Source organism: Nocardiopsis ganjiahuensis DSM 45031, assembly GCF_000341085.1.
In the GTDB taxonomy this organism is placed as follows: Bacteria; Actinomycetota; Actinomycetes; order Streptosporangiales; family Streptosporangiaceae; genus Nocardiopsis; species Nocardiopsis ganjiahuensis.
The window spans coordinates 252,941-274,536 of sequence record NZ_ANBA01000017.1 but is presented as its reverse complement, the minus strand read 5'-3'; the positions used below and the strand labels follow the sequence as shown (position 1 = coordinate 274,536).

The following is a 21,596-nucleotide window of genomic DNA, read 5'->3' as shown; positions in this document are numbered from 1 at the left end:
TCAGGAACCCGTCGTGACGTTGTCGGGGCCGACGATCCCCTCCACCTCCTGGGCGTAGACCTCGGCGGCCTCCTCGGGGGTGGCCTGGCCGAGCATCACGCTCTCCATGGCCTCCTGGACGGCGAGCGAGATCCTCGGGTACTCGCTGTAGGCGGGGCGGAAGCCGGTGATGTCCACCAGGGCGGCGAACTCCTCGGCCTTGGGTGCGGCCTCCAGGAAGGCCGGGTCCTCGGCGACGTCGGAGCGGACGGGGATCTGACCGCCCTCGACGGCGAACTTGAGGGCGTTCTCCTGGGAGAGGGCGTAGGTCATGACCTCCCAGGCGAGGTCGGGGTCGGTGGCGTTGGAGCCCATCGACAGCGCCCAGCCGCCGGACATGCTGGTCGCTCCGGCGCCCTGGCCGTTCTGGGTGGGCATCGGGGTGAACTCCATGACCTCTTCCCACTCGGGCCAGGGCTGGTTGGCCCCCTCGATCCAGGACTGGGTGGCCCAGGACCCCTCGAGGCTGATCGCCATCTCGCCGGAGGGGAAGCGCTCCTCGTTGTTGACCGTGCCGACGTTGGCGTCGAGGGCGTCCTGGGGGTCGTGGGTGAGGTCCTCGTCGAAGATGGTGCGGACGAACTCGAGGGAGTCGGAGAAGCCGGTGCTGCTGGTGACCCACTGCTCGGAGCCGTCGTCGAAGAGGGTGTCCTCGGTGCCGCTGAGCAGCATCTGGAAACCCTGGAGGGAGGCCATCTCCCCGGCGGGGGTGCCGGAGTAGACGTTGAGCGGGACCACTCCGTCGCCGTGTTCGGACCGGACGGCGCGGGCGGCGTCGAGGACCTCGTCCCAGGTGGCGGGGGTCCAGGGGGTCTCGACCCCGGCTTCCTCGAGGAGTTCGGTGTTGTACCAGAGGCCGCGCACGTCGGTGCCGAGCATGACGCCGTAGCGCTGACCGTCCAGCGAGGTGACCGCCTCCGCCTCCTGCTCGCTGAACCGGTCGCTCTCGTCCCAGGCGGCGAAGTGGTCGTCCAGCGGCATCAGGTACCCGGCGTCGGCGTCCTGGTTGATGGTGAACGTGTCCTGGTACATCAGGTCCGGCGCTTCGCTGGGCGACCCGTTCATGAGGTTGACCTGGGTCTGGTAGTCCTCGGCCTGCGCCTCGATCGCGTTGAGCTCGACGGTGACGTCGGGGTTGGCCTCCTCGAACCCCTCCTTGACCTGCCGCATCAGCGAGTCCATCGCGATGAAGGTGCCGAACTTCTGGTAGACGATCCGGACGGTGTTCTCGTCCCTGTCGGCGCCCGCGGAGCAGCTCGTGGCGACCAGCGCCAGGACGGAGGCTGCGGCCGCCGCGCGGATGGTGTTCCGTCGGGTTCTCCTCATCGTGACCCCTCGCGCAGAAGTGGGTGAAGGACGCCCGGCCGGCCGGGCGCGTGACTCACATCACTTGCTTACTAAAAACCTTGGATAAAGACAATGGGTGAAGTGGTGACATCCGGGGCGGTTACGCTCGAATGGGCCGGACGGCGGTCCGATCGGTCGGAGGGGAAACGACGTATGGGCACAAGCACCAACCTGCTGTGGCTGGGCGGCCTCAACCAGAGCAGGGTGCTCGACGCCGTGCGCCGCTCCGACGGGGTCAGCCGGGTCGAGCTGGCCGAACAGACCGGCCTGACCGCGCAGACCGTGTCGAACATCGTGCGCCGGCTCCTGGAGGACGGGCTGGTCCTGGAGGACGGCCGGGCCACGTCCCGCGGCGGCAAACCCGCGACGGTGCTCCGGCTCAACGCGGGCGCCTACTACGCGGTCGGCATGCACATCGACCCCGCCTCCACCACGCTCGTCGTCACGGACCTGGCCGGCCAGGTCGTCGCCCGGACCCGGCGGCGCACCCCGTCCTCGCAGGGGCCGCGCCGGGTGATCGACGCCCTCAGCCGCTCGGTGCGGGCCATCGTGGAGCAGGCGAGCGTCCCCGACCGCATCCTCGGCCTCGGGGTCGCCACACCCGGCCCGCTCGACACCGGGGACGGCACCGTCACCCCGCCCCACCTGCCCGGCTGGCGTTCGGTACCGCTGCGCGAGGCCCTGGCGGAGGGCACCGGGCTGGAGGTGGTCGTCGACAACGACGCCACCGCCGCGACCATCGGCGAACGCTGGGCCGGTGGCGTGGAGCGCTCCTCGGACATGGCGTTCGTCTACGTCGGCACGGGGGTCGGCGGCGGGCTGGTCCTGGACGGGCGCGTCTACCGGGGCGGCACGCTCAACGCCGCGGAGATCGGCCACGTGACGGTGGACCCGCGCGGCCCGTCGTGCCCGTGCGGGAACCGGGGCTGCCTGGAGACCTACATCGCCCCGCACGCGGTGGCCGCGGACGCGGCGCGGCGCCGGGGTGAGCGCCCGGCGGACTTCGAACGCGGACAGGCCCGCACGGTCGCCGCCTACCGGAGGGTCTGCCGCGACGCGCAGGCGGGCGACCCCGTGGCCCTGGAGGTGGTGGCCGCCGCGGGACGCCGCCTGGGCGAGGCCGCGACCACCCTGCTCAACCTCGTGGACGTGCCGCTGGTGGTGCTCGGCGGCTGGGGCATGTCGCACGTCGGGGAGCTGTACGGCGCGGAACTGCTCAGCGCGGTGTCGGAGCGCTCGATCGCCCGCTCCGTGCGGCGGGTCCGGGTGGAGACCTCGAGCATCGGCGAGGACGTCGGCGCGATCGGCGCGGCCTCACTGGTCCTGCACTCGGCCTATTCCCCCAAGCTCACCAGTGTGTGAGTGCGGAACGCTCGAACGCTCGAAGGGTCGACGCGCGGAGCCGGACGGCGGGACACACGGCGGCGCGACCGGCCCCGGCACCACCGGGGCCGCCGGGACCGCTCGGGCCGCCGGGGCTACCGCTCGGGGTACACCGACTGGATGCGCTCGGCCACGTCGGGGAACCCGCTGCGCTCCAGGATCTCCACCTGCTCGCGGACGAACGCGGCCCGCTCGTCCTCGTCCTCGACGGAGTCGATGAGCCCGCGCAGGATGGCCACCTGCACGTCCTGCTCGACGGCGCCCTCCTCGTCGTCCTGCTCGGCGGGCCACCAGTAGCTCTCGTAGCCCTCCTCGTCGACCCCGCTGCCGGGCATCGGAACGGCGGTCTCGGGTGCCTCACGCATGTCGGGCACCTCGTGCGCGCCGGGCGCCTCGTACACCTGGAGGGGCAGTGGCGGACCCGGCGCGGGTTCGGGGGCCGCCCCGGGGCCGCCGGGGTCCCCGGACATCGCCGCCCGGGTCCGCGCGGCCTCGTGCTCGGCGGCCCAGAGGGCACGGTCCTTGCGCAGCCGGGCCATGTGCTGGAGGCGTTCGTCGTCCTCGTCGGCCAGTTCCAGCCGGACGTTCTCCGCCCACACCTGGATCGTGCCCCCGGCGACCGGGTCCTCCACCGCGAACACCGACTCCAGTTCGCTCTCGGCCACCGCGCGCTCCGCGGGGTGGACGTCGCGCAGGTACTCGCGGGCGCGGAGCACGATCGAGTGGACGGCCGGGCCTGCGGGGTTGCGCAGACTCAGGTCGACCCGGTGGGCCCAACGCCAGTGGACCAGCGCGGAGAACTCGAACGCGTAGTCGTCCACGGCGCTCGGCAGCTCGGTCCGGCGCGTCCGGACACCCCGGGTCCCGCTCTGGCCGCGCGGCACCTCGATGGGCGCGGGCTCGTCACCCTGGTCGGACCGGTCCCGGAGGTCGTCGCCCGAACCCCGCACGTCCATCTCCCCGTCCCTCTTCTGTTCCCCGTCCGCGCCCTTGCCCGTCACGAGGTCCACGATCGCCGTCAGCAGCGCGGGACGCGCCAGAACCACCCCCAGCAGCATCACCGCGATCGGCAGCCACAACAGGGTCCAGGGGCCGACCAGCGGAAACAGCACCGCGGGGACGGTCAACACCACGATGACCGCCACCAGGCGGATACGGGCGAGGGTGGCCACGGGGATGTCTCCTCAGGCGGGGGCAAGGGGCTCGGAACGAAAGGTCCTCTGGCAAGTGTGCCCGAGAACCGGCGTGCCCGTGCCACCAACGCCGAGTCAGCCGCCCCGTCAGCCTTTCCGAAGCCCTCGACATCCCTTCGCAACCCCTCGGTCACCCCCGTGATCCCCGCCACCCATTCGCCACCAGGGCACCGTTTCCCCCTCCGATCCGCCGGATATGACCCCTCACATCCGCCTGGTGCCTGCCCCGTCCCCAGCGCCCGGCCCGTTTCCCTCCGCCTCTGCGAAAGACACCGGAACACCCCCGATCAACCCCCACCGAGGTGAGAAGAATGTTCAGTGCCGAGCTCCGCTTCCGTCGGCAGCAGGCCGGGATGAGCCTTGAAGCTCTGGCCCGGAAGGTCCACTACAGCAAGAGCCACCTGAGCAAACTGGAGAACGGCGCCAAGAAGCCCTCCCAGGATCTGGCCCGGGCCTGCGACGCGGCCCTGGCCGCCGACGGGCAGCTCTCTCGCCTCGCGGCGGAGAAGGGCCCGGGGAACAACTTGAGGAACGCGCCGGGCGAAACCCCGAACCGTGCCGACGGCCAGGCGGAGCCTCCCACGGACGACCAGGAGGTATGGCTCATGAGCATGACACCAGACGGCGGGACGGGCTTCGTCGGGATGGATCGCCGCACCGCTCTTTCCCTCGGCGCTCTCTCCGTTCTGGGCGCGGGAACAAGCGCCGGTCCCGCGGTCGGCGGCACCGCCCCACGCGCACGCCTGGACACCGAACCCGCCCTGGCCAGCTTCCGTACCCAGCTGGGCGAGCTCAGGACCATGGGGCAGCGCATGGCGCCGACGATGGTCTTCCCCATCGCCATCGCCCAGACGAACGCGCTCCGCCAGTTGGCCAGATCCGCTCCCCCGGCCCAGCGGGGCGTGGTGCTTCGCCTGGCCGCCCGGTTCGCCGAATACACGGGGTGGATGGCGCAGGAGAGCGGCTCGGAGCAGCAGGCCCTGTGGTGGACGGATACCGCCGTGTCCCTGGCCGAGGCGGGCGGCAGCCGAGAGATGGGTGCGTACGCACTGGTCCGCCGCGCTCTGGTCACCATGTACGCGCACGACAGTCCCCGAACCATCGCCCTGGCACAGCGCGCTCAGCGCAACCCGGAGACGTCGACCCGGGTGCGGGGCCTGGCCGCCAAACGTGAGGCCCAAGGGCATGCTCTGGCCGGTGACCTGCTCTCCTGCGAGCGCGCGCTGGAGCGTGCACGTGCGCTCCTCGCCTCTGACGAGGCGGCCCCTGAGAGCGGGCGAAGGCATGGACCGGAGGTACTGGGTTCGAGGCACGTCAGCGACCCGGTGGGGGTCACCCGGGGGTGGTGCCTGGTCGATCTGGGGCGTGCGGAGGAGGCCGCCCGAGTCCTGGACCAGGAGTGTGCGCTGATTCCGGTGGACGCCGTCCGGGCTCGGACCCGTTTCGGGGTGCGCCGGGCGATTGCCCACGCCCTGTCCGGGGAGGTCGACCAGGCCTGTGTGATCACCACCGAACTCCTGACCGGGTCCTCGGAGGTGGGCTCGGCCACCGTCCGGCTGGATCTGCGCCGACTGCACCAAACGCTCGCCCGGTACCACGGTCACCGTTCAGTGCAGGAGCTTTCACCGATGCTGCTGACCGCATTGAGCAGGGCCTGAATTCCGCCAACAACGGCCGGGGCCGTGCTCGGGCTGTACACCCGAACACGGCCCTGACTCCCGCCCGGACAAAAGGCTCAGTGCGGCACTCCGTTGCCGTTGGGCGATGGCGTGGGCAGGGGTTCCGGCGCTTCGTAGGTGACCCCCAGGACGAAACCGTCCTCCTCGTCCGGCAAAGGGTGAGCGCGCCGAAGCAGCTCCGCGAGCTCAGTCAGCGAAGCCTTCTCGAAAAGCTCGACCAGCCGGTGTACCAGTTGGACACGCTTGTCCTCATCCTTGATCTCCTCCCCGATCCTGGCCGCGATCCTCTCGACCGAACGTGTCAGCTCGTCCTCGCTCTCCCCGACGACGGCCTCGCTCCCGTCACGTCCACTCCACTTCTCCGCTCCCCCGAACGCCTCAGAGGTCCGCTCCTCCCGCACGATCTCGTTGAGGAAGGAGAAGGCCTCCGGGGAGGCCGCCCGCAACCGCTCCAGGAGATCCTCCGGGTCCTCGCCCTTCGATGCCTCCGCGACCCGCGTGAGCACCTCGATCAGGCCATGGGTGCGATTGACGTCCGCGTCCCCGCGCACCAGGTCCCAGACGATCGCGCTACCGGGGGTGGCCAGGACGTCATCAGCGAAGTACCTGCGTTTGGCGGACTCCACGGAACGCTCCACCTCCCACAGAGCCCCTTCCTTCCGTGCCTTGGCGATTCGGGCCAGACGGTTCTCGTCTTCTTCGGAAAGTGTGAGCGTTACGTCCTCCGCCCATACCTCCAGAGCGCCGTCGAACCCGTGTGCGGCCACCCCCAGAACCGACGCCACCCGGTGGCGGGCCACGTCGTGGTCCTTGGGCCGATACCCCGTGCTCACCTCCCCGGACTGTTCCATGACCATCTGCTTGGCGAACTCCCCGGGGTTGCGCAGTCTGGGGTCGGGGGCACCGGTCCACCTCCACCGGACCATGGCCGAGAAGACGAAGGGGTACTCGTCGTCCTGGCTGGGCAGCAGGTCCTCCCTGATCCGGGCGCCCTGCGGCCCGCTCTCCACGAACGGGTCCGGCGGGGCCTCGGTCTCGCCGGGCACCGCCGCCTTCGTACTGCTCAGCATGAGCGCGAGCACCCCGATGAGCAGCAAGGGCGGGATCAGGACCAGAACCCACCAGTCGAGGAAGAGGGAGAGGGCGAGGACCAGGGGGACCATGATCGCGACCAGGACCGCGATGCGTCGAAGCATGGGGCTCATGGAGTCTCCGTAAATCGTTCAGCGGCCGGGGAAAGCCGGGTGAGGCGAAGGGGATCCTGCCTGGAGAAGTACCGAGCGGGTGGCCGCTCACTCGACTCACCCAGCTCGCGGTGCGGTGGCTTCACCGTGCCTCCGAAGGTTGTTCGGCGAGGGTGTCGAAGGGTGAGTCCAGTCCTTCGGCGGTGTCGATGAGCCGGATCAGGGCAGCGCCGGCGGAGCGGCGGCTCCCCCGTTCCTCGGGACCGGCCGCCGCCCGCCAGTGGAGCGCGGCGGTGTAGAGGGCAGGCAGGGTCCCGGCGCTGACGGCGGCCATCACCAGGATCTCCCTGAGCTGGGCACCGTGGCCGATCCAGCGGTGGGCGTACTCCCTGGTCTGTTGCGGGCGCCCGTGGAGCACGTGGCACAGTCCTTTCCGCACCAGGCCCTCGACCTCGGGCGGGACCGTTCGAGGCCGCGCTCCGGCTCCGACCAGGCGTTCGGGTGCGGTGAGGTCCCAGAACAGGCCCTGGTCGACCGGATGGCCGTGTTCGGGGAGGCGGTCGCAGACCCTCCGCAGGATCTTGCGGTACAGCGGACGTTCGTTGGCCAGAGTGCCCAGCTCTGCCCGGGCCGCCTCGGCCACCGCCTCCGACTGGTTGACGGCGAGCAGGTGCAGTCGGACGATGGCCTGTCCGGGGTGGGTCGCGGCCAGTTCCTGCGCGCACACAGCGACCAGTACCTGGGCGAACTCCCATCCGATCCCCGTGTTCTTCGCCCACTGGTAGATGCGCTGCCGCCCCTCTCTGCCGTACCGACGGTCCCGAAGCACAGTGGTCAGCAGCACCGCGGCCTGCGGAGCGGTTCCACGCCGTTGGGAGACCCATCCTCTGGCCCGCTCGAACACCCGCTCCGGATCCGCGATCCGCAGAGTCTGTTCGGCCCAGCGTTCGGCGACCCGATCCTGGTCCGCGGGCCACAGGATCCGGTTGGTGACCAGTGTGTCCACCCACCGGCCGAGTTCGTCATGCAGCCGGGGGTGGGCGTCCCAGAAGGCACTGCGCAGCGCCCCGGCCCGGCCGGGCTGCTCGAAGTACGCCCTGCGTTCGGCTCCCACCCGGATCTCACCGTCACGCAGTTCTTCGCGGAAGTTCTTCCGGTCGAGCAGGGGTGTCTCGTCCTCGGGGAAGGAGATCTGGTCCAGCAACGAGTCCACACCGGCGGCCAGGTGCTCGACGGGTGCCCCCTCCACCAGGGAGGCGGCCAGCAGGACCGCCCGTTCCCGGCCCTTCTTCTCCTCCAATTTCTTGGGCAGGACCTCCTCTCCCGCCCCAAGGGCCCGGCTCAGCCAGTCATCGATCCGCCCCTCGAATCCGGCTTCCCGGTAGGCGGCCTCGGTGCGCCGAGCGAGTTCCTCGATACCCCCCATGGTCGCTGTGGCGGCCCATGTACGGACCTTCTCCGTGGCACTGTTCGGGAAGAACCCCGGTACGGCACGGGAGCTGAGGTGCTCGGCGAGAACGGCGAGCGCATCCGGCCGGTGGTGTGGAACCACCCGGTCCTTCAGGGAAGGGTGCAGCCACTCCACGTCTTCGTGTTCCACCAGCACCACGAGAGAGGCACCCGCTCTGAGAACCCGCGTGCGCAACCCCTCCAGGTCGTCGTGCAGGGGTCCAAGGGCGGCTCTGTTCTCCCGGGTGAGGTCGACCAGGAGGCGTTCACCGCCCTTGAGCTCTTTCTCGTCGAGGAACGGCTGCCCCTCGTCGTTGGTCCGGACCAGGTCGTCCTGGACATCCTGGTCGGCCTCCTCTCCGACTGGGGCCAGGGTCATCTGGGCTGCGGCCTTGGCCCCGTCCCCGGGCCTGGTGCTGAGGACGACCGCTCCATGGCGCGCGATCCCGGCTCGGTTTTCCTTCTCATCGAAGCCGGGCGGAGCGACGAAGCGACGGCGCAGAGTGGCCAGCCGGTCCCCGGGAACGATCCTGCGTTCCTTGCCGTAGATCACCTGCCCCTTGGCATCGAATCTGAGCCGCCCGGAGTAGGCACTGACGTAGAAGTGCTGCTGGTACTGGTTCCCGGACACATGGGTGACCGTCGAGTCCTGGTTGACGTCTCCCGAACCGGTGTTGGTGGTGGCGTTGTCACCACTGGTGGTCGGTCCCGCGGGCCAGGCGCGGGGGTCGGTCTCCTGCGGGGTCACCGGCGGCCCTTCCCATAGGTGCCGCCGGTGTTCTGGCCCCTGACGGTCTGGTCGCCGGACACGTGGTTGGTTGTCGAGTTCTGGTCACCCGCCACGTGGTAGGTGGTCGAACTCTGGTCCCCGGAGACGTGCGTGACGGTCGAGTTCTGGTTGAGGTCACCCGAACCGGTGTTGGTGGTGGCCCCGTTGCCGTTGACCACCACGCCGCTGTTGCTGTAGTCCCTGGCCTGCACGGCGATGCCGTCGACGTCGGCCATGCTGTTGTCCGTGCGCGCCTCCCCGTTCCGCACGGCCGTCTCCTTCCCGGACCGGGCCTGCAGTCTCCTGTCCAGCTCGGTGGCGGCGACCAGGACGGCCTCGGCGATCTCATCGAGGTCGGAGCTCGAGGTCCGGTGGCGCAGCCGCCGGTACTGGCAACTAGCCAGTGGGGCGAGTTCCTTGGGCAAGTCGTCCTTACGAAGGCGCGGCGTGGCCTCGATCAGCACGGGGATCACCGTCGCGCCGGACGCGAAGGCGGCCGCGATCTCCCAGCGCGTCCAGTCCTCAGGGTTGTCGACCGCCCGTCGGCCATCGCCACCGCGGATCTCCAACCACTCCGAGCCGATGACCGCAACAAGAACCTCGCAGCCTCGCACCGCTTTTCTGAGTTCCTGCTCGAAGTCACTTCCGGCCGGGATCGAGTCGCTGGCCCGGAACACCTCCTCCGCACCGAAACGCTGGGCCAGTTCCCGCCCAAGGAGCAGGGCGACGTGTTCACCGTCGCCAGTCCGGTAGTTGATGAAACAGCTGGTCATGACTCCCCATCCGCATCAAGGAAAATAAAATGAACGACTATTGCCAACTTTTGGACACAACGGAAATGACGATACATATCGCCACCAAGCGCCTTTTTCCAGCACTCCGATAATGTGCCCAAACCCCAGATCTGGAAAGGCCGATCGGCTTGTTTCCCACCGCCCTTTTCCGGGGAAACGGGAAACCCCGGACCGGACGGAGCTCGGGGGCGGCGCCACGTCAGCCACCCGACCGTCAACAGGCACGGCTGAACCGGTATGGCAGGCAACGGAAACGGAGGGATTTCTCTCCGGCTGGCGAAGAGTCGGGAAACACTCGCGAAAGGCTCTCCGAGTCGCCCTTCCCGGGACAGCGGAAGGGCCCATCATGACTGGATGCGATCACCCGACTTCTCTTCGCCGCAGGTCGCCGCCGCTCCGGAACGGTCCGCGGCCCGGGCGCCCGGAAGCCGTTTCCGGCCCGAGGTGCAGGGGTTGCGCGCCGTCGCCGTGCTGCTCGTGCTCGTCTACCACCTGAACCCGGAGCTGTTGCCGGGCGGGTACGTGGGCGTCGACGTGTTCTTCGTGATCTCCGGGTTCCTCATCACGTCGCTGCTGCTGCGTGAGGTCCGCGAACACGGCCGGGTGTCGCTGGCCGGGTTCTACGTGCGGCGGGTCCGGCGCCTGCTGCCCGCCGCCACGGTGGTGCTCCTGGCGACCGGGGCGGCCTCCGTTGTGCTGCTGCCGGTGACCCGGCTGGGTGACACCGCCTGGCAGTTGCTGGCCTCCGCGGCGTACGTGGAGAACCTCTACCTGGGCAACCAGGCGCTGGACTACCTGGCGGCGGAGACGGCGCCCAGCCCCGTGCAGCACTTCTGGTCGCTGTCGGTGGAGGAGCAGTTCTACGTGGTGTGGCCGCTGCTGTTCGTCCTGTGGGCGCTCCTCCTGCGGCGCGGCTCCCTCCGGCGGGGTTCCGGGGCCGCGTCCGGCGCGGCGACCGCGGCCGGGACCGGGGCGCTCACGGTGCTGCTGGCCTCGGTGTTCGCGGCCTCGTTGGTCTGCTCGCTGCTGCTGACCTCGAGCGGTGCCCCCTCGGCCTACTTCCTGCCCACCACCCGGGCCTGGGAGCTGGCCGCCGGCGGGCTCCTCGCGCTGTTCCTCGCCGAGCGGGGACTGCCGGAGCCGCTCCGCCTCCCCCTGGGCTGGGCGGGTCTGGCAGCGGTGGTGGCCTCCGCCGTGCTCTACGACTCCGGCACCCCCTTCCCCGGGTACGCCGCGCTCCTGCCCGTCCTGGGCTGCGTGGCGGTGATCGCCGCCGAACGCTCCCCCGGCCCCTCCGCCGCGACGGTGCTGAGCACGGGCCCGGCCCGGTTCGTCGGTGACATCTCCTACGCCCTGTACCTGTGGCACTGGCCCCTCATCGTGTTCGCGCTGGCCCTGCTCGAACGGGACACCCTCGGTCCCCTGGGGTTCGTGGCCGTGGCCGCGCTGTCGTTCCTGCTGGCCTGGGCGACCAAGCTCTGGGTGGAGGACCCGGTGGCCCGGCACGGCCTGGTCCGCACGGGGCGCGGGGCCCTGGCCGTGGCCCTGGTCGGGATCCTGTCCGTGGGCGCGGTGACCGCCGCGGCCCTGGCCCGGGTCGACAGCTTCCAGGCGGGCGACTTCGACCCGGCGGTGCACGTGGGCCCGGAGGCGATCGGCCTGCCCTCCACGGAGGGGGCGTGGCTGTACCCCTCCCCGGTCGGGGCGGAGGACGACACACCACAGGCATACGACGACGGCTGCCACGCCGGCTTCGACAAACGGGACCCCTCGGATCCGTGTGTCTACGGCCCCGAGGACGCGGACACCACGGTGGCGCTCACCGGGGACTCGCACAGCACCCAGTGGTTCCCGGCGTTGGACGAGCTGGGCCGGGAGCGCGGGTGGCGGATCGTGGTGTTCAACAAGTCGGCCTGCGCGTTCACCGCGACCGAGGTGAGCCGGGAGGGGACGCTCTACGAGGAGTGCTCGGACTGGAACCGGGCGGTGGTCGGCGAGATCGACGCTCTGGAACCGGACCTGCTGATCACCAGTTCCTCGGCGGCGGGGACTCCGTACGGCCTCGAATCCGGCCCGGAGGCGCGCGACGCCATGGCCGAGGGCATGGTCGAGCTGTGGGGGGAGGTCGCCGGCCCCGACACCCCGCTCCTCGTGATCCGGGACACGCCGCGCACCACCACGGACGTGCTCGACTGCCTGGCGTCGTACACCCACGACCTCTCCGCCTGCGACCGGCCCGCGTCGGCGGCGCTGGAGCTCGACGACCCGCAGGAACTGGCCGCCCGTGAGGTGGAGGGGGCCGAGCTCATCGACCTCACCGACATGATCTGCACGGACGGCGCCTGTCCCGCGGTGATCGGCAACGTCGTGGTCTACCGGGACTCGCACCACCTCACCGAGACCTACGCGCGCCTGCTCTCCGACGCTCTCGGCACCCGGATGGACGAGGCCCTGGACAGTCCCTGACCGCCCCGCTCAGGCCCCCCGTGAGCGAGCTGACCGTGAACACGACGATCCCGACCACCGGCGCCGGCACGGACCCGAGCTCCGCGGAGGAGCCGGAAGCGGACCCGGCGGCCTCCGAGGCTCCGAGCGCACCCCTGCGCAGACCCGCGCAAAGGGAAAAGCGAAACACGGTTCCAAAAATACCGACCCATCAGAAATGATGGCATCTTTCGGCCACGAAGAAGCCGCGCTTTCTTTCCCCTCGAACACCAGCCCCGAGCCGGAGCGGACAACGACTCGGAGAATGTCTTGGGGCCTGCGCCCGCGGGCAGCGTTCGCGCCCGGGGGCCACCACGGCCGAGGCGCCGACACCCCTCACCCGCACGGAGCACGGGCCACCTGACGTCGACATCGGCACCTGTGACCGGATACGTCCGTGTTCACCGGAAAGGGTCGGAAAAAGGGCGAACATTCGCCCCGATAAGCCCGAAAGGAACCGACCTGCGCCCGGAAGGAAAAGCGTTTCTCCACGCCAGGTGAACACGCTCCGAAGTATGCTCGTGAAAACTCACCGGCGGGGCCGTCACATCCGCCGCCCCGGCCCGCCCTTTCGGACACCCTTCAGCACGGCGAAAGGCCGCCCGATGGAGACCACCGGCGAACCGGGACGTCAGAGCCCCGGACCGTGCCCCGCGACCGAGCACGGGGCGCGCCTGCGCGGCCGCACGCCCCGAACGGTCCCGGGCACACCGGGTTCCGGCGTGCTGGGGCCCCGGCGCGGTCACGCACCTCCCCGTGCGGCCCGGGCCCGCGGGCCGATTCCCTCCCGGCCCGGCCCCGGGCGGGGTGATGCACGTGGCTGAGAGATGAGAGGGAGGGGATTGGGCCGCGACAGGCGACCGCCCCCTCCCCGAAACGACCGACGGGAGCGACGATGGCCTGGAACCAACAGGCCCACAACCGGTACGAGCAGAGGGCGCAGGGGGGCGCCCCCTACAGCGGTGTGCCGACAGACCCGGCTCGGCGGGGCAGGGCCGACTGGGAGGGCACCGTCCGCGACCTCACCACCGGGGTGCTGGACCGGGCGGCGCTCGCCGACCTGTTGCACGGGGCCGGGGTGCCCGAGGAGGAGGCCGTCGCCGACCTGCGCGCGCACGGGGTCCGGGTGGTGGACCGGCTCCCCGACCTGCCCTCCGTGCCTCCCGTGCGTGAAGCCCGTGCCCTGAGCGAGCACCTGCGCACGCGCGGGGCGGCGTTCTCCCCGGCCGTGGTGTTCGGCGAGCGGCGGCTGGCCGAGGGGTTCACCGTGCTCGACGGTTTCCGGCTCCGGGACGAAGGTTCGGCCGAGACCACGCTGAGCGACGCCGCCCTGGACGCCGCGGAGCGGAGGGTCCAGGTGGAGGCGATGACGGAGAGCAGGGCGGCGGCCGAGCGGGTCCTGGCCGTGCTGCGCGCCGCCCGCTCCCCCGCGCTGCGCGACCGGATCGTGCTGTGGGAGATCCTCGAACACCTGGGTTCGCGCCCTGCGGCCCTGACCGAGCGGGCTCTGGTCCAACCCTGGGTGGACCGGGGGCTGGACCGGGACGAGGCCGCCCTGATCGCCGCGGCGGTGCGCCGGGAGGGGCACGGCGGGGACCGTTCGGCCCGGGCCGAACGGGAGGTGCGCGACCTGCTCGCCGACCACCAGCTCCGGCAGGCCCGGGCCGCCGCGGCCGACCTGCCCGACGGCCACGGGCTCCGGACCCGCGTCGCCGAGCTCGCCGACCAGGTGGCGGAGTTGGTCGGAACGGCCGACACCGCGCTGCGCGGGGGCCGGAAGGAGGAGGCGGCACTGGCGCTGGAGTCCGCAGTGGAGCTGGCCGCCGACGACGAGGACCTGGCCGCCCGGCTGGCCGCGGTCGAGCCCGAACCGCCCCGGGGCGTGGCGGCGCGGGTGGACGGCCGCCGGGTGGTGGTGACGTGGCAGCCCAGCAGCAGCCGGGCGGGCCGGGTGACCTACCGGGTGATCCGTCGGACCGGGCACGGTGGCACCGCCCGGGAGAGACCGGTGGGAGAGGTGTCGGGCACCCAGGTCGTGGACGACGGGCTTCCCGTGGGCAACGAGGCTTCCTACGCGGTGGTGGCGGTCCGCGGCGGCCTGGGGGCGTCGGCGTCGGTGGCGAGCCAACCGGTGATGATCACGCCCGACGTCACCGACCTGCGCGTGTGGTCGGACGAGGCGTCGGTGAGCGGCTCGTGGCGGGCGCCCGCGGAGGCGGTCCGGGTGGAGGTGCTGCGCGCGGAGGGCGGTCCGCCCCGGGGACTGGGCGACGGGGTTCCGGTCGAGCACGACGGGACGGGGTTCGTGGACACCTCCGTCCGCCCGGACGAGGAGTACCACTACCGGGTGCGCGCGGTGTACGTGACCTCGCGGGGCCGGGCGAGGAGTTCGTCGGGGCTGGTGCTGCGGGCCCGCCCGGGTCCCGCACCGGCCCCGGTGCGCGACCTGGCGGTGGCCGCGGGCGGGACGGGGCTCGTGGCCTCGTGGTCCGCGCCGCCCCGGGGCCGCGTGGTGCTGTTCACCTCGGAACTGCCGCCGTCGTGGGCACCGGGCCGGACCGTGCCCGCCGACCGGTGGGCGGAGCTGGGTTCGGAGGTGTCGACCGAGACCGTGGTGGGGGCCGACGGCCGCTGCCGAGCCGTGCTCCCCCTGCCCGCGGGCACCACGCACGTGCTGGCCGTGACGGTGGCGGGTGACCGGGCGGTGGCGGGCGGGAGCAGTCGGGTGGTCGCCGCTCCCCCGGTCACCGGCCTGCGCGCCGAACGGTTCGACACGGTGGTCCGGCTGAGCTGGACCTGGCCCGAGCACGCCGCCACGGCCGTGGTGTCCTGGTGGGACGCCCGAAGGTGCCCCGGTGGTGCGGGTGGAATGGATGGTGCCGGTGGGGTGAACGGCACGGATGGCCCGAGAGGTGCGCACGGCCCGGGGGACCCGGGTGGCGGAGGTGGCGCGGGTGGCGTGAGCGGTGCGCGCGGCGCCGGGGACCCGGGTGGCGCAGCCGGCGTGAGCGGCGTGAGCGGGCCGGCCGCCGGTACCGAGCGGGAGTCGCGGCTGCGGTACGAGGCCGAGGGCGGGTTCGAGGCGCACATGGGATCCGGGCCGGTCGTGGTGACGGTCCGGACCGCCGTACCCACCGGGGCCGGTGAGTCCCTGAGCCCTCCGGCGACGGTGCGGGTGCCCGACAAGGCGGTGCTCGAGTACCGGGTGGAGGCGGTCGGGCTGCTCCGCCGGGAACGGGTGGTCCACCTGAGCACCCGGGACGCCTGCGCCATGCCCGAGGTGGCGGTCGTGTACACACCGGGCAGGGTGCAGCCGCACTCCGGTGAGCAGGGCCGGGTGCTCGCGACCTTCCCTGCCCGTCACCTGTCCGCCGGTGAGCGGGTGTCGGTGCGCGTCCAGCCGCCCCGGGAGCCAGGACCGGCCTGGCTGATGTGTTTCCCGATGAACGGAGGCGCGGGTGTGCGCCTGCGCCAACCCCCGGTGAAGGAGCTGCGCCTGTGAACCTCCTGCCCGCGAACACCTGGCTGCCCGCCAACCCCCTGGACGGGCCCCGGCTGGTGTGCCCCTACTGCTACTCGGTCTTCGCCGAACGCCGGATCCTGTTCCGCTGCACGGGTCGCCCGGGGCCCCTGGGCGACGCCTGTCCCCCGGCCGAGGACCGCTCGCTGCGGGAGCACCTGGGGCGGCGCGAGCGGCTCCCACCGGTCTTCGAGGCCAACGGCAGACGCCCCCGGGCGGTGTGCCCCGCTTGTTCGGGCACGACCGACCGGAAGGTGTGCGCGGTGTGCCACGCCCGGATGCCGGTGAACTTCGGGCGGATGCGCGGCCGGACGATCGCCCTGGTGGGCGCCCGTGACTCGGGCAAGACCGTGTTCATGACGGTGCTCATCCACGAACTGAGGAACCGGGTCGGCAACCGGTTCAACGCGTCCGTGGGCGGTTCGGACGACCACACCCGGCACCGTTTCGGCCCCGACTACGAGTCGCCGCTGTACGAGGAGGGACGGCTGCTCCCGGCTACGCGGCGGGCGGCCGGGGCGGCCCGCGCGCCCCTGCTGTTCCGGTACACCGGCCGGGGGCGAGGGCTGACCGGGATCCGGCCCCGGCACACCCTGCTGTCGTTCTTCGACTCCGCAGGCGAGGACCTCGACGACGAGGAGAGCGTGGAGACCAACCTGCGCTATCTCCGCAACGCGGACGGGGTGATCCTGCTGCTGGACCCGCTCCAGATGGACGGGGCCCGGCGGCTGGCCGCGACCGGAACCAGGCTGCCCGCGCCGAGCGGGCCGGAGAACCGGCCCATCCACATGCTGGAACGGGTCACCGAGCTGCTGATGCGCCGGGAGGGCTCCCCGAACCAGCTGATCAGGGTGCCCATCGCGGTGTGCCTCACCAAGATCGACGCGTTGCGCGGTGCGATGGACGAGGGGTCGCCGCTGCACCGGCCGCAGTCGGACGAACCGTACTTCGACGAGTCCGACAGCCAGGACGTGCACGCGCAGGTCCAGCAGCTCCTCCACCTCTGGGACGGCGGGGGGATCGACCAGCACGTCGGCAGCCACTACCGCAACGCCCGCTACTTCGGGGTCTCCTCGCTGGGCGGGGCCCCCAGCGACGACAACCGGGTCCAGGGAGGTGTGCGGCCGTACCGGGTGGCCGACCCGTTCCTGTGGATGCTCTCGGAGTTCGGGATCGTCCCGTCCAGAAGCGGGCCACGCTCCTCCCGGGCCCTCCCCTGAGCGGTGGCCGGCAGGCGACGGGGCCCGGCCTCCGCCGGACCGCACCGCACGCCCGCACCCCGCACGACCGCCTCCCGCACCGACGCGACCCGCGTGAACACGGTCCGCGCCACCGCGCTCCACACGAGCACACCACTCCGTCGGCCCCACCACTCCGAACGAGAAGGGCACGCACAGGCGATGGGTTCACCTCAGCTGTACTACACCTCGTGCGAACACGGCCTGTCGGGCCACTCCGGCTACCAGTTCAACGCGGCCACCCCGGGGGTGGACCCGCGGGTCCTGCGCGAGGTGGAGCGTTTCACCGTCTACGAACCCCCTCGCTCGCTCGCCGCCGAGGACGTCGGCCTGCACCCGGTGAACCTCTGCTACTCCCCTGACCTGGTCGGGCACCCGGTACTGAGCCGTGTCGTGTCCAGCGGTGACGACCCGTCCGGGCGGCCGGGCAACTACTTCGCGCACAGCCTGTTGCTGGGTGCGAACGACAGCTGGGACGACGGCGGCCCCCTGCCCGCCGAGCTGTGGGGAGGCGGGTTCTGGGCGAGCGCCCCGGTGACCGCAACGGACCTGCCCGGTCTCGACCTCCCCCCGGGCCCGCTGGACCGGCGGCGGACCGGTTCCTGGCTGCGCGCGCACCGGAAGGATCTGCCCGAACAGCTGCTGGTGGCGGTGGACGACGCGATCGACGACGGCCTCCCCGTCCTCCTGCTCGCCGACGACGACGTGGCCGCCCACTGGCTGGCCGCCCTGTCGCACCTGCTTCCGCCACAGCGCGCACGGGCGATGTCGTTCGCGACCTACAGCGGCAACCCCGAGGACACCCTCGTGCACGTGGTGGCCGTGCCGCCGCACACGGACACCCGCATGCTCCGGAGCAGGTTCGCGGTCTTCGACCTGGCGGAGGACCGGGAGGGCGGACCGCGCACCGTTCGACAGCACACGGCCCGGCACCAGCCGGCCGAACCGCCCTCACCGGACACCGCGGCGGTGGTGTCCCTGGTCCTGAGGACAGGAGTGGAGGGAACCCCGGCGCTGTGGTCGGCCGCCCGTCCCTACGCCTCGGGGGCGGAACGGTCGCTGGCCGACTGGAGACCGGTGCTCGCCGCGGCCTCCCTGGCCGACGACTCCGCCCGCACCACAGACCCCGATCTGCGCGCGGTGCGCGCCTGGCTGTCCGGGGCCGCGTCCTGGCTGCGCCCGGCGCAGACCCGCGACCTCCTCGGGAGGCTGCTCGACGCCGACACCGACACCCTCCACGAGGACGAACTGGTCGACCTCCAGGGAGTGGCCCACAGCGTGGGTTCGGACGGGCTCACCGAACGCCTGGAAGGGGTGATGGTGCGCCGCTCCCTCGACCGGATCGCGGCCGGGGCCCAGGCGCCGCCGGTGTCGCCGATGCGCTCCGAACTCGTGCGGGACGCCGCCCGGGACCGGGTCTCCGGGCTGTTGGACGGGTCGCTCGGCCGGGTTCCGTCACCGGACCGGGCGGTGGAGCTCCTGCGTTGGGCCCGGTCCGGCGGGCTGGTGCTGCCCGCGGTGGCCCTGGCCCGGTACGGGCGTGACACGGTCGCCGGCCATCTGGCCGCCATCCCGCCCGGGGCCTCCCCCGCCCCCGGTCTCGTCCGCCTGCTGCACGAGAACGACGCCCTGCGCCGAGGTGCCGCCGCGGAGTTGGCCGGTCTGCCCCGACCGGTGCTGGCAGAGCTGGCAGCGGGACCGGTGGGTGCCCTGTTCGTGGAGGACCGGGACAGTTCCACGGCCGTGCTGCGCGAACTGCGGATGCTCGCCTCCGGGGACAGCGACCCGCTGTGCCTGCTGCGCGGGGTGGTGGCACTGCGTCAGGAGGGACGTGTCTCGGAGGCTCCGGGACTGGCCGACCACGACCTGGACGAGGACCTACTCACCGAGGTCTGGGGGCCGGATCGGCGGCCGGGCACGGTGCCGGCGGTGCTCGGACTGGTCGGCGAGCACACCCTGGTCTCCCCCGGAGTGGGCCGCTGGGTCGCCGAAACCCTGAGGGCCGCACCGAACAAGGACGAGGACGGCGAGTGGCGGCGGGCGCTGCACGAGCTGGCCCGCCACCGGATCGGGCGGCAGTTGCCGGAGGACGCCCGGGGACTGGTCGGCGCGTGGGAACGGGTGTCCGCGGCGCTGGCCCGCCTGGACCGGAGTCGGGGTGCGGAGGCGCCCTCCCTGCTTCCGGAGGTCGCCCGGAGCGTGCTGGCGCACCGGGGCACGGCGGTCACCGTGGTCGGGCTGCGGGGACTGGCCGACCGGTTGCTGCGCTGGCACCCCGCGCACGCGGCGGCGGCCCTGTCCGGCTGCGCCGAGGAGGTGTTCGTCGCCTACTGCAGGGCGGCGCGCGGCCGTCTGACCCTGCCGCCGAAGCGGGGCCTGGCCAGGTGGTCGCGGAGTCGGCCGGGGAAGCCGCCGGAGGGGGAGCTGGCCGTCCGCGTGTTCCGGACCGCCCTGGCACTGAAGCCGGGTGTGCCGGGTGAACCGGGCGGGCCGAGTGAGGCAGGCAGGTCGGGTGTGCCGGGCAGGCCGGAGAGGTCGCGCGGGCGGCGGGACAGGGGTGGCCGCCTGTTGGGGTACGTGCTGGAACCGGCGCTGCTCACCTGGCCCCGGCACGAACTCGGCAAGGTGCGCAGGGCACTCGACCAGAAGTCGGACGGGCCGGAGTTCGAGGCGTGGGTGCGTTCGCTCAGGGAGCGGGAGGGCGGCGGCCTGTTCGGTCGGCTCCGGAGGGGGCCGCGCAGAACATGAGCGCAGGCCGACCGCCGTTCTCCCCCTCCGACCTCGAGGCCCTGCTGGTACCGCTGCTGGTCCTGCTCGTCCTCGCCCCCATGGTGCTGTTCCTGGTCTTCGACGGCGACTCCATGAAGGTGCTGGCCTCCCTGATGAGCGCCGTGGTCGTCGTGGCAGCCCTGGCGCTGTCCACCGGCTTCACGGCTCTGACCTGGGTGTACGTCCGTTCGGTCCACCTGGTCCTCTTCCAGGGGCACAACCCGGAGATCCCCGGACCGGGGCCGGGGGACCCCGCCGAGTTCGGCTACCACGGCGGTCCGGCGTGGCGGGACCTGGCCGAGGTCCGCTCCCGCGTCAGGCGCCGCACGGGGCTGCTCGTGCTCTTCCTGCTTCCGCACCTGGCCGTACACGCGGCGGTGGTGCTCACCCACACGGCCTGGGCGTGGGTCGGGGCCGCGGTCCTGCGGCTGGTGGACGGCGGGTTGCTGCGGTACCGGCGCGTGCGCATGCTGTGCCCCCGCTGCTTCGAGCGCATGGCCTACCCCTCCTACGAGTGCGTCCACTGCGGTCGGGTGCACCGCGACGTCCGGCCCGGACGCCTGGGTGTGTTCCGGCGCAGGTGCCTGTGCGGGCAGAGCATGCCCACGCTGCTCGTCCTGGGCAGTGCGGAACTGAACGCCCTGTGCCCGCACTGCCTCCAGGGGCTGGAGCACCGGCCGGGAGAGGCCCGAGAACTCCCGATCGCCCTGTTCGGCGGGACCGGGGCGGGCAAGACCCGGCTCACCCACGGTCTGCACGCGGCACTGGAGCACGCCGCCGCCTCCCACCCGGGGGCCCGGGTGGAACTGGCGAGCGAGGACACCCGGCACCGGTTGGGCAACAGCGCCCTGATGCTCTCGCCCCGGCAGCGGGTTCCCCCGACCCGGCCGGGGCGCCGGGCGCGCGGGCTGGTGCTGCGGGTGACCGCCGGCCGCCGGGCACTGATGGTCCAGGTCTACGACACCGCCGGTGAGTGGTTCGGCCGCCTGGAACGCACCGAGGAACTCACCTACCTGGGCAAGACCACCACGTTCGTACTGGTCGTGGACCCGTTGGCGATGCCTCCGGTGTGGGACGCCCTCGACGCCGGGGAGCGCCGGCGGCTGGCGGAGGAGCGCTCGCTCACCCCCGACCCCGAACAGGTGTACATGCAGGTACGCGACGGGATCGCGCACCAGTACGGGACGTCGGCGCGAGGACTCGGACGGACCCGGCTGGCGGTCGTGGTCACCCGCGGCGACCTGCTGGCGGGCACGTCCATCGCACCCGCCGACGTCCCGCCCGAACGGTGGGTGCGGGAGGTGCTGGGGATGCGGAACGTGCTGCGGGCGGCCCGGAGCGACTTCGGGTCGACGAGGGTGTTCGTGACCGGCGCGGTCGTCGCTCCCGACGGAAGCCCGGACCCCAGCCTCACCACCCTGGCCCGGTGGCTGCTGGCGCCGGAGGCGGAGGAGTTCACCGCGATGCTCGCCCCGGAACCGGCGGCGGAGGCGGCCCCCGTCGGCCCGGACCCGACGGTCCCGGCTCGGGAGGTGCGGTGAGCGGCCCCGAACCCCGTCTCCGGACCGCCCGCAGGACCACCGCGGCACTGCTCCACACGGCGACGGCGGTAATGACGGCACTGGTCCTGTCAGGCGTGGTCCGAGTGGTCCTGTGGCTCGTCGACCTGATCTGGTCGGGCCTCGTCGGCCCCTGAGGCGGTCGGGCCGGCAGACGGCGGCGACCGTCGCCGGGCCGGGGCGACGGTG

General features: G+C 72.2%; 13 protein-coding genes. 8 read left to right on the top strand and 5 right to left on the bottom strand.

Annotated features, from left to right (window positions below):
- A complete protein-coding gene (locus tag D458_RS0124355; RefSeq protein ID WP_017589338.1) occupies nucleotides 1-1,365 on the bottom strand; it encodes an extracellular solute-binding protein in 1,365 nt (454 codons plus the stop codon).
- Nucleotides 1,366-1,539: 174 nt separating this feature from the next.
- On the opposite strand from D458_RS0124355, the gene D458_RS0124350 reads away from it, so the two are divergent.
- Entirely contained in the window at nucleotides 1,540-2,748 is a 1,209-nt protein-coding gene (locus D458_RS0124350; protein WP_017589337.1) for an ROK family transcriptional regulator, read from the top strand.
- 116 nt (nucleotides 2,749-2,864) lie between these two features.
- Here the strand turns inward: D458_RS0124350 and D458_RS0124345 are convergent, their stop codons facing one another.
- Entirely contained in the window at nucleotides 2,865-3,941 is a 1,077-nt protein-coding gene (locus D458_RS0124345) for a hypothetical protein (protein WP_017589336.1), read from the bottom strand.
- Nucleotides 3,942-4,273: 332 nt separating this feature from the next.
- On the opposite strand from D458_RS0124345, the gene D458_RS0124340 reads away from it, so the two are divergent.
- Nucleotides 4,274-5,620 carry a helix-turn-helix domain-containing protein gene (locus D458_RS0124340; protein WP_017589335.1) on the top strand — a complete coding sequence of 449 codons (1,347 nt, stop codon included), beginning with the start codon at nucleotides 4,274-4,276 and terminating at the stop codon, nucleotides 5,618-5,620.
- Between the two features lie 77 nt (nucleotides 5,621-5,697).
- Here D458_RS0124340 and D458_RS0124335 read toward each other — a convergent pair whose 3' ends face one another.
- The 3 genes from D458_RS0124335 to D458_RS0124325 form a co-directional block, all read right to left on the bottom strand.
- Nucleotides 5,698-6,846, bottom strand: a complete 1,149-nt coding sequence (locus D458_RS0124335; protein WP_026119651.1) for a hypothetical protein — start codon at nucleotides 6,844-6,846, stop codon at nucleotides 5,698-5,700.
- A gap of 121 nt (nucleotides 6,847-6,967) precedes the next feature.
- Nucleotides 6,968-9,022, bottom strand: a complete 2,055-nt coding sequence (locus D458_RS0124330; RefSeq protein ID WP_017589333.1) for a hypothetical protein — start codon at nucleotides 9,020-9,022, stop codon at nucleotides 6,968-6,970.
- On the bottom strand, nucleotides 9,019-9,816 hold the full coding sequence (locus tag D458_RS0124325) for a toll/interleukin-1 receptor domain-containing protein (RefSeq protein ID WP_017589332.1): 798 nt from the start codon (nucleotides 9,814-9,816) through the stop codon (nucleotides 9,019-9,021). Before D458_RS0124325 ends, D458_RS0124330 begins: the two co-directional genes overlap by 4 nt.
- 375 nt (nucleotides 9,817-10,191) lie before the next feature.
- Between D458_RS0124325 and D458_RS0124320 the strand changes: the two genes are divergently transcribed.
- The 6 genes from D458_RS0124320 (at nucleotide 10,192) to D458_RS36800 (ending at nucleotide 21,544) form a co-directional block, all read left to right on the top strand.
- Complete coding sequence (locus D458_RS0124320; protein WP_017589331.1) at nucleotides 10,192-12,303, top strand: acyltransferase family protein; 2,112 nt, start codon at nucleotides 10,192-10,194, stop codon at nucleotides 12,301-12,303.
- A gap of 913 nt (nucleotides 12,304-13,216) precedes the next feature.
- Nucleotides 13,217-15,823 carry a fibronectin type III domain-containing protein gene (locus D458_RS0124315; protein ID WP_026119650.1) on the top strand — a complete coding sequence of 869 codons (2,607 nt, stop codon included), beginning with the start codon at nucleotides 13,217-13,219 and terminating at the stop codon, nucleotides 15,821-15,823.
- A complete protein-coding gene (locus tag D458_RS0124310) occupies nucleotides 15,820-17,061 on the top strand; it encodes a TRAFAC clade GTPase domain-containing protein (RefSeq protein ID WP_017589330.1) in 1,242 nt (413 codons plus the stop codon). Before D458_RS0124315 ends, D458_RS0124310 begins: the two co-directional genes overlap by 4 nt.
- Nucleotides 17,062-17,241: 180 nt before the next feature.
- On the top strand, nucleotides 17,242-19,827 hold the full coding sequence (locus D458_RS0124305; protein ID WP_017589329.1) for a GTPase-associated protein 1-related protein: 2,586 nt from the start codon (nucleotides 17,242-17,244) through the stop codon (nucleotides 19,825-19,827).
- Complete coding sequence (locus tag D458_RS0124300) at nucleotides 19,824-21,389, top strand: TRAFAC clade GTPase domain-containing protein (protein WP_017589328.1); 1,566 nt, start codon at nucleotides 19,824-19,826, stop codon at nucleotides 21,387-21,389. The genes D458_RS0124305 and D458_RS0124300 overlap by 4 nt, the downstream gene beginning before the upstream one ends.
- A complete protein-coding gene (locus D458_RS36800) occupies nucleotides 21,386-21,544 on the top strand; it encodes a hypothetical protein (RefSeq protein ID WP_160168067.1) in 159 nt (52 codons plus the stop codon). The genes D458_RS0124300 and D458_RS36800 overlap by 4 nt, the downstream gene beginning before the upstream one ends.
- Nucleotides 21,545-21,596 lie beyond the last annotated feature (52 nt).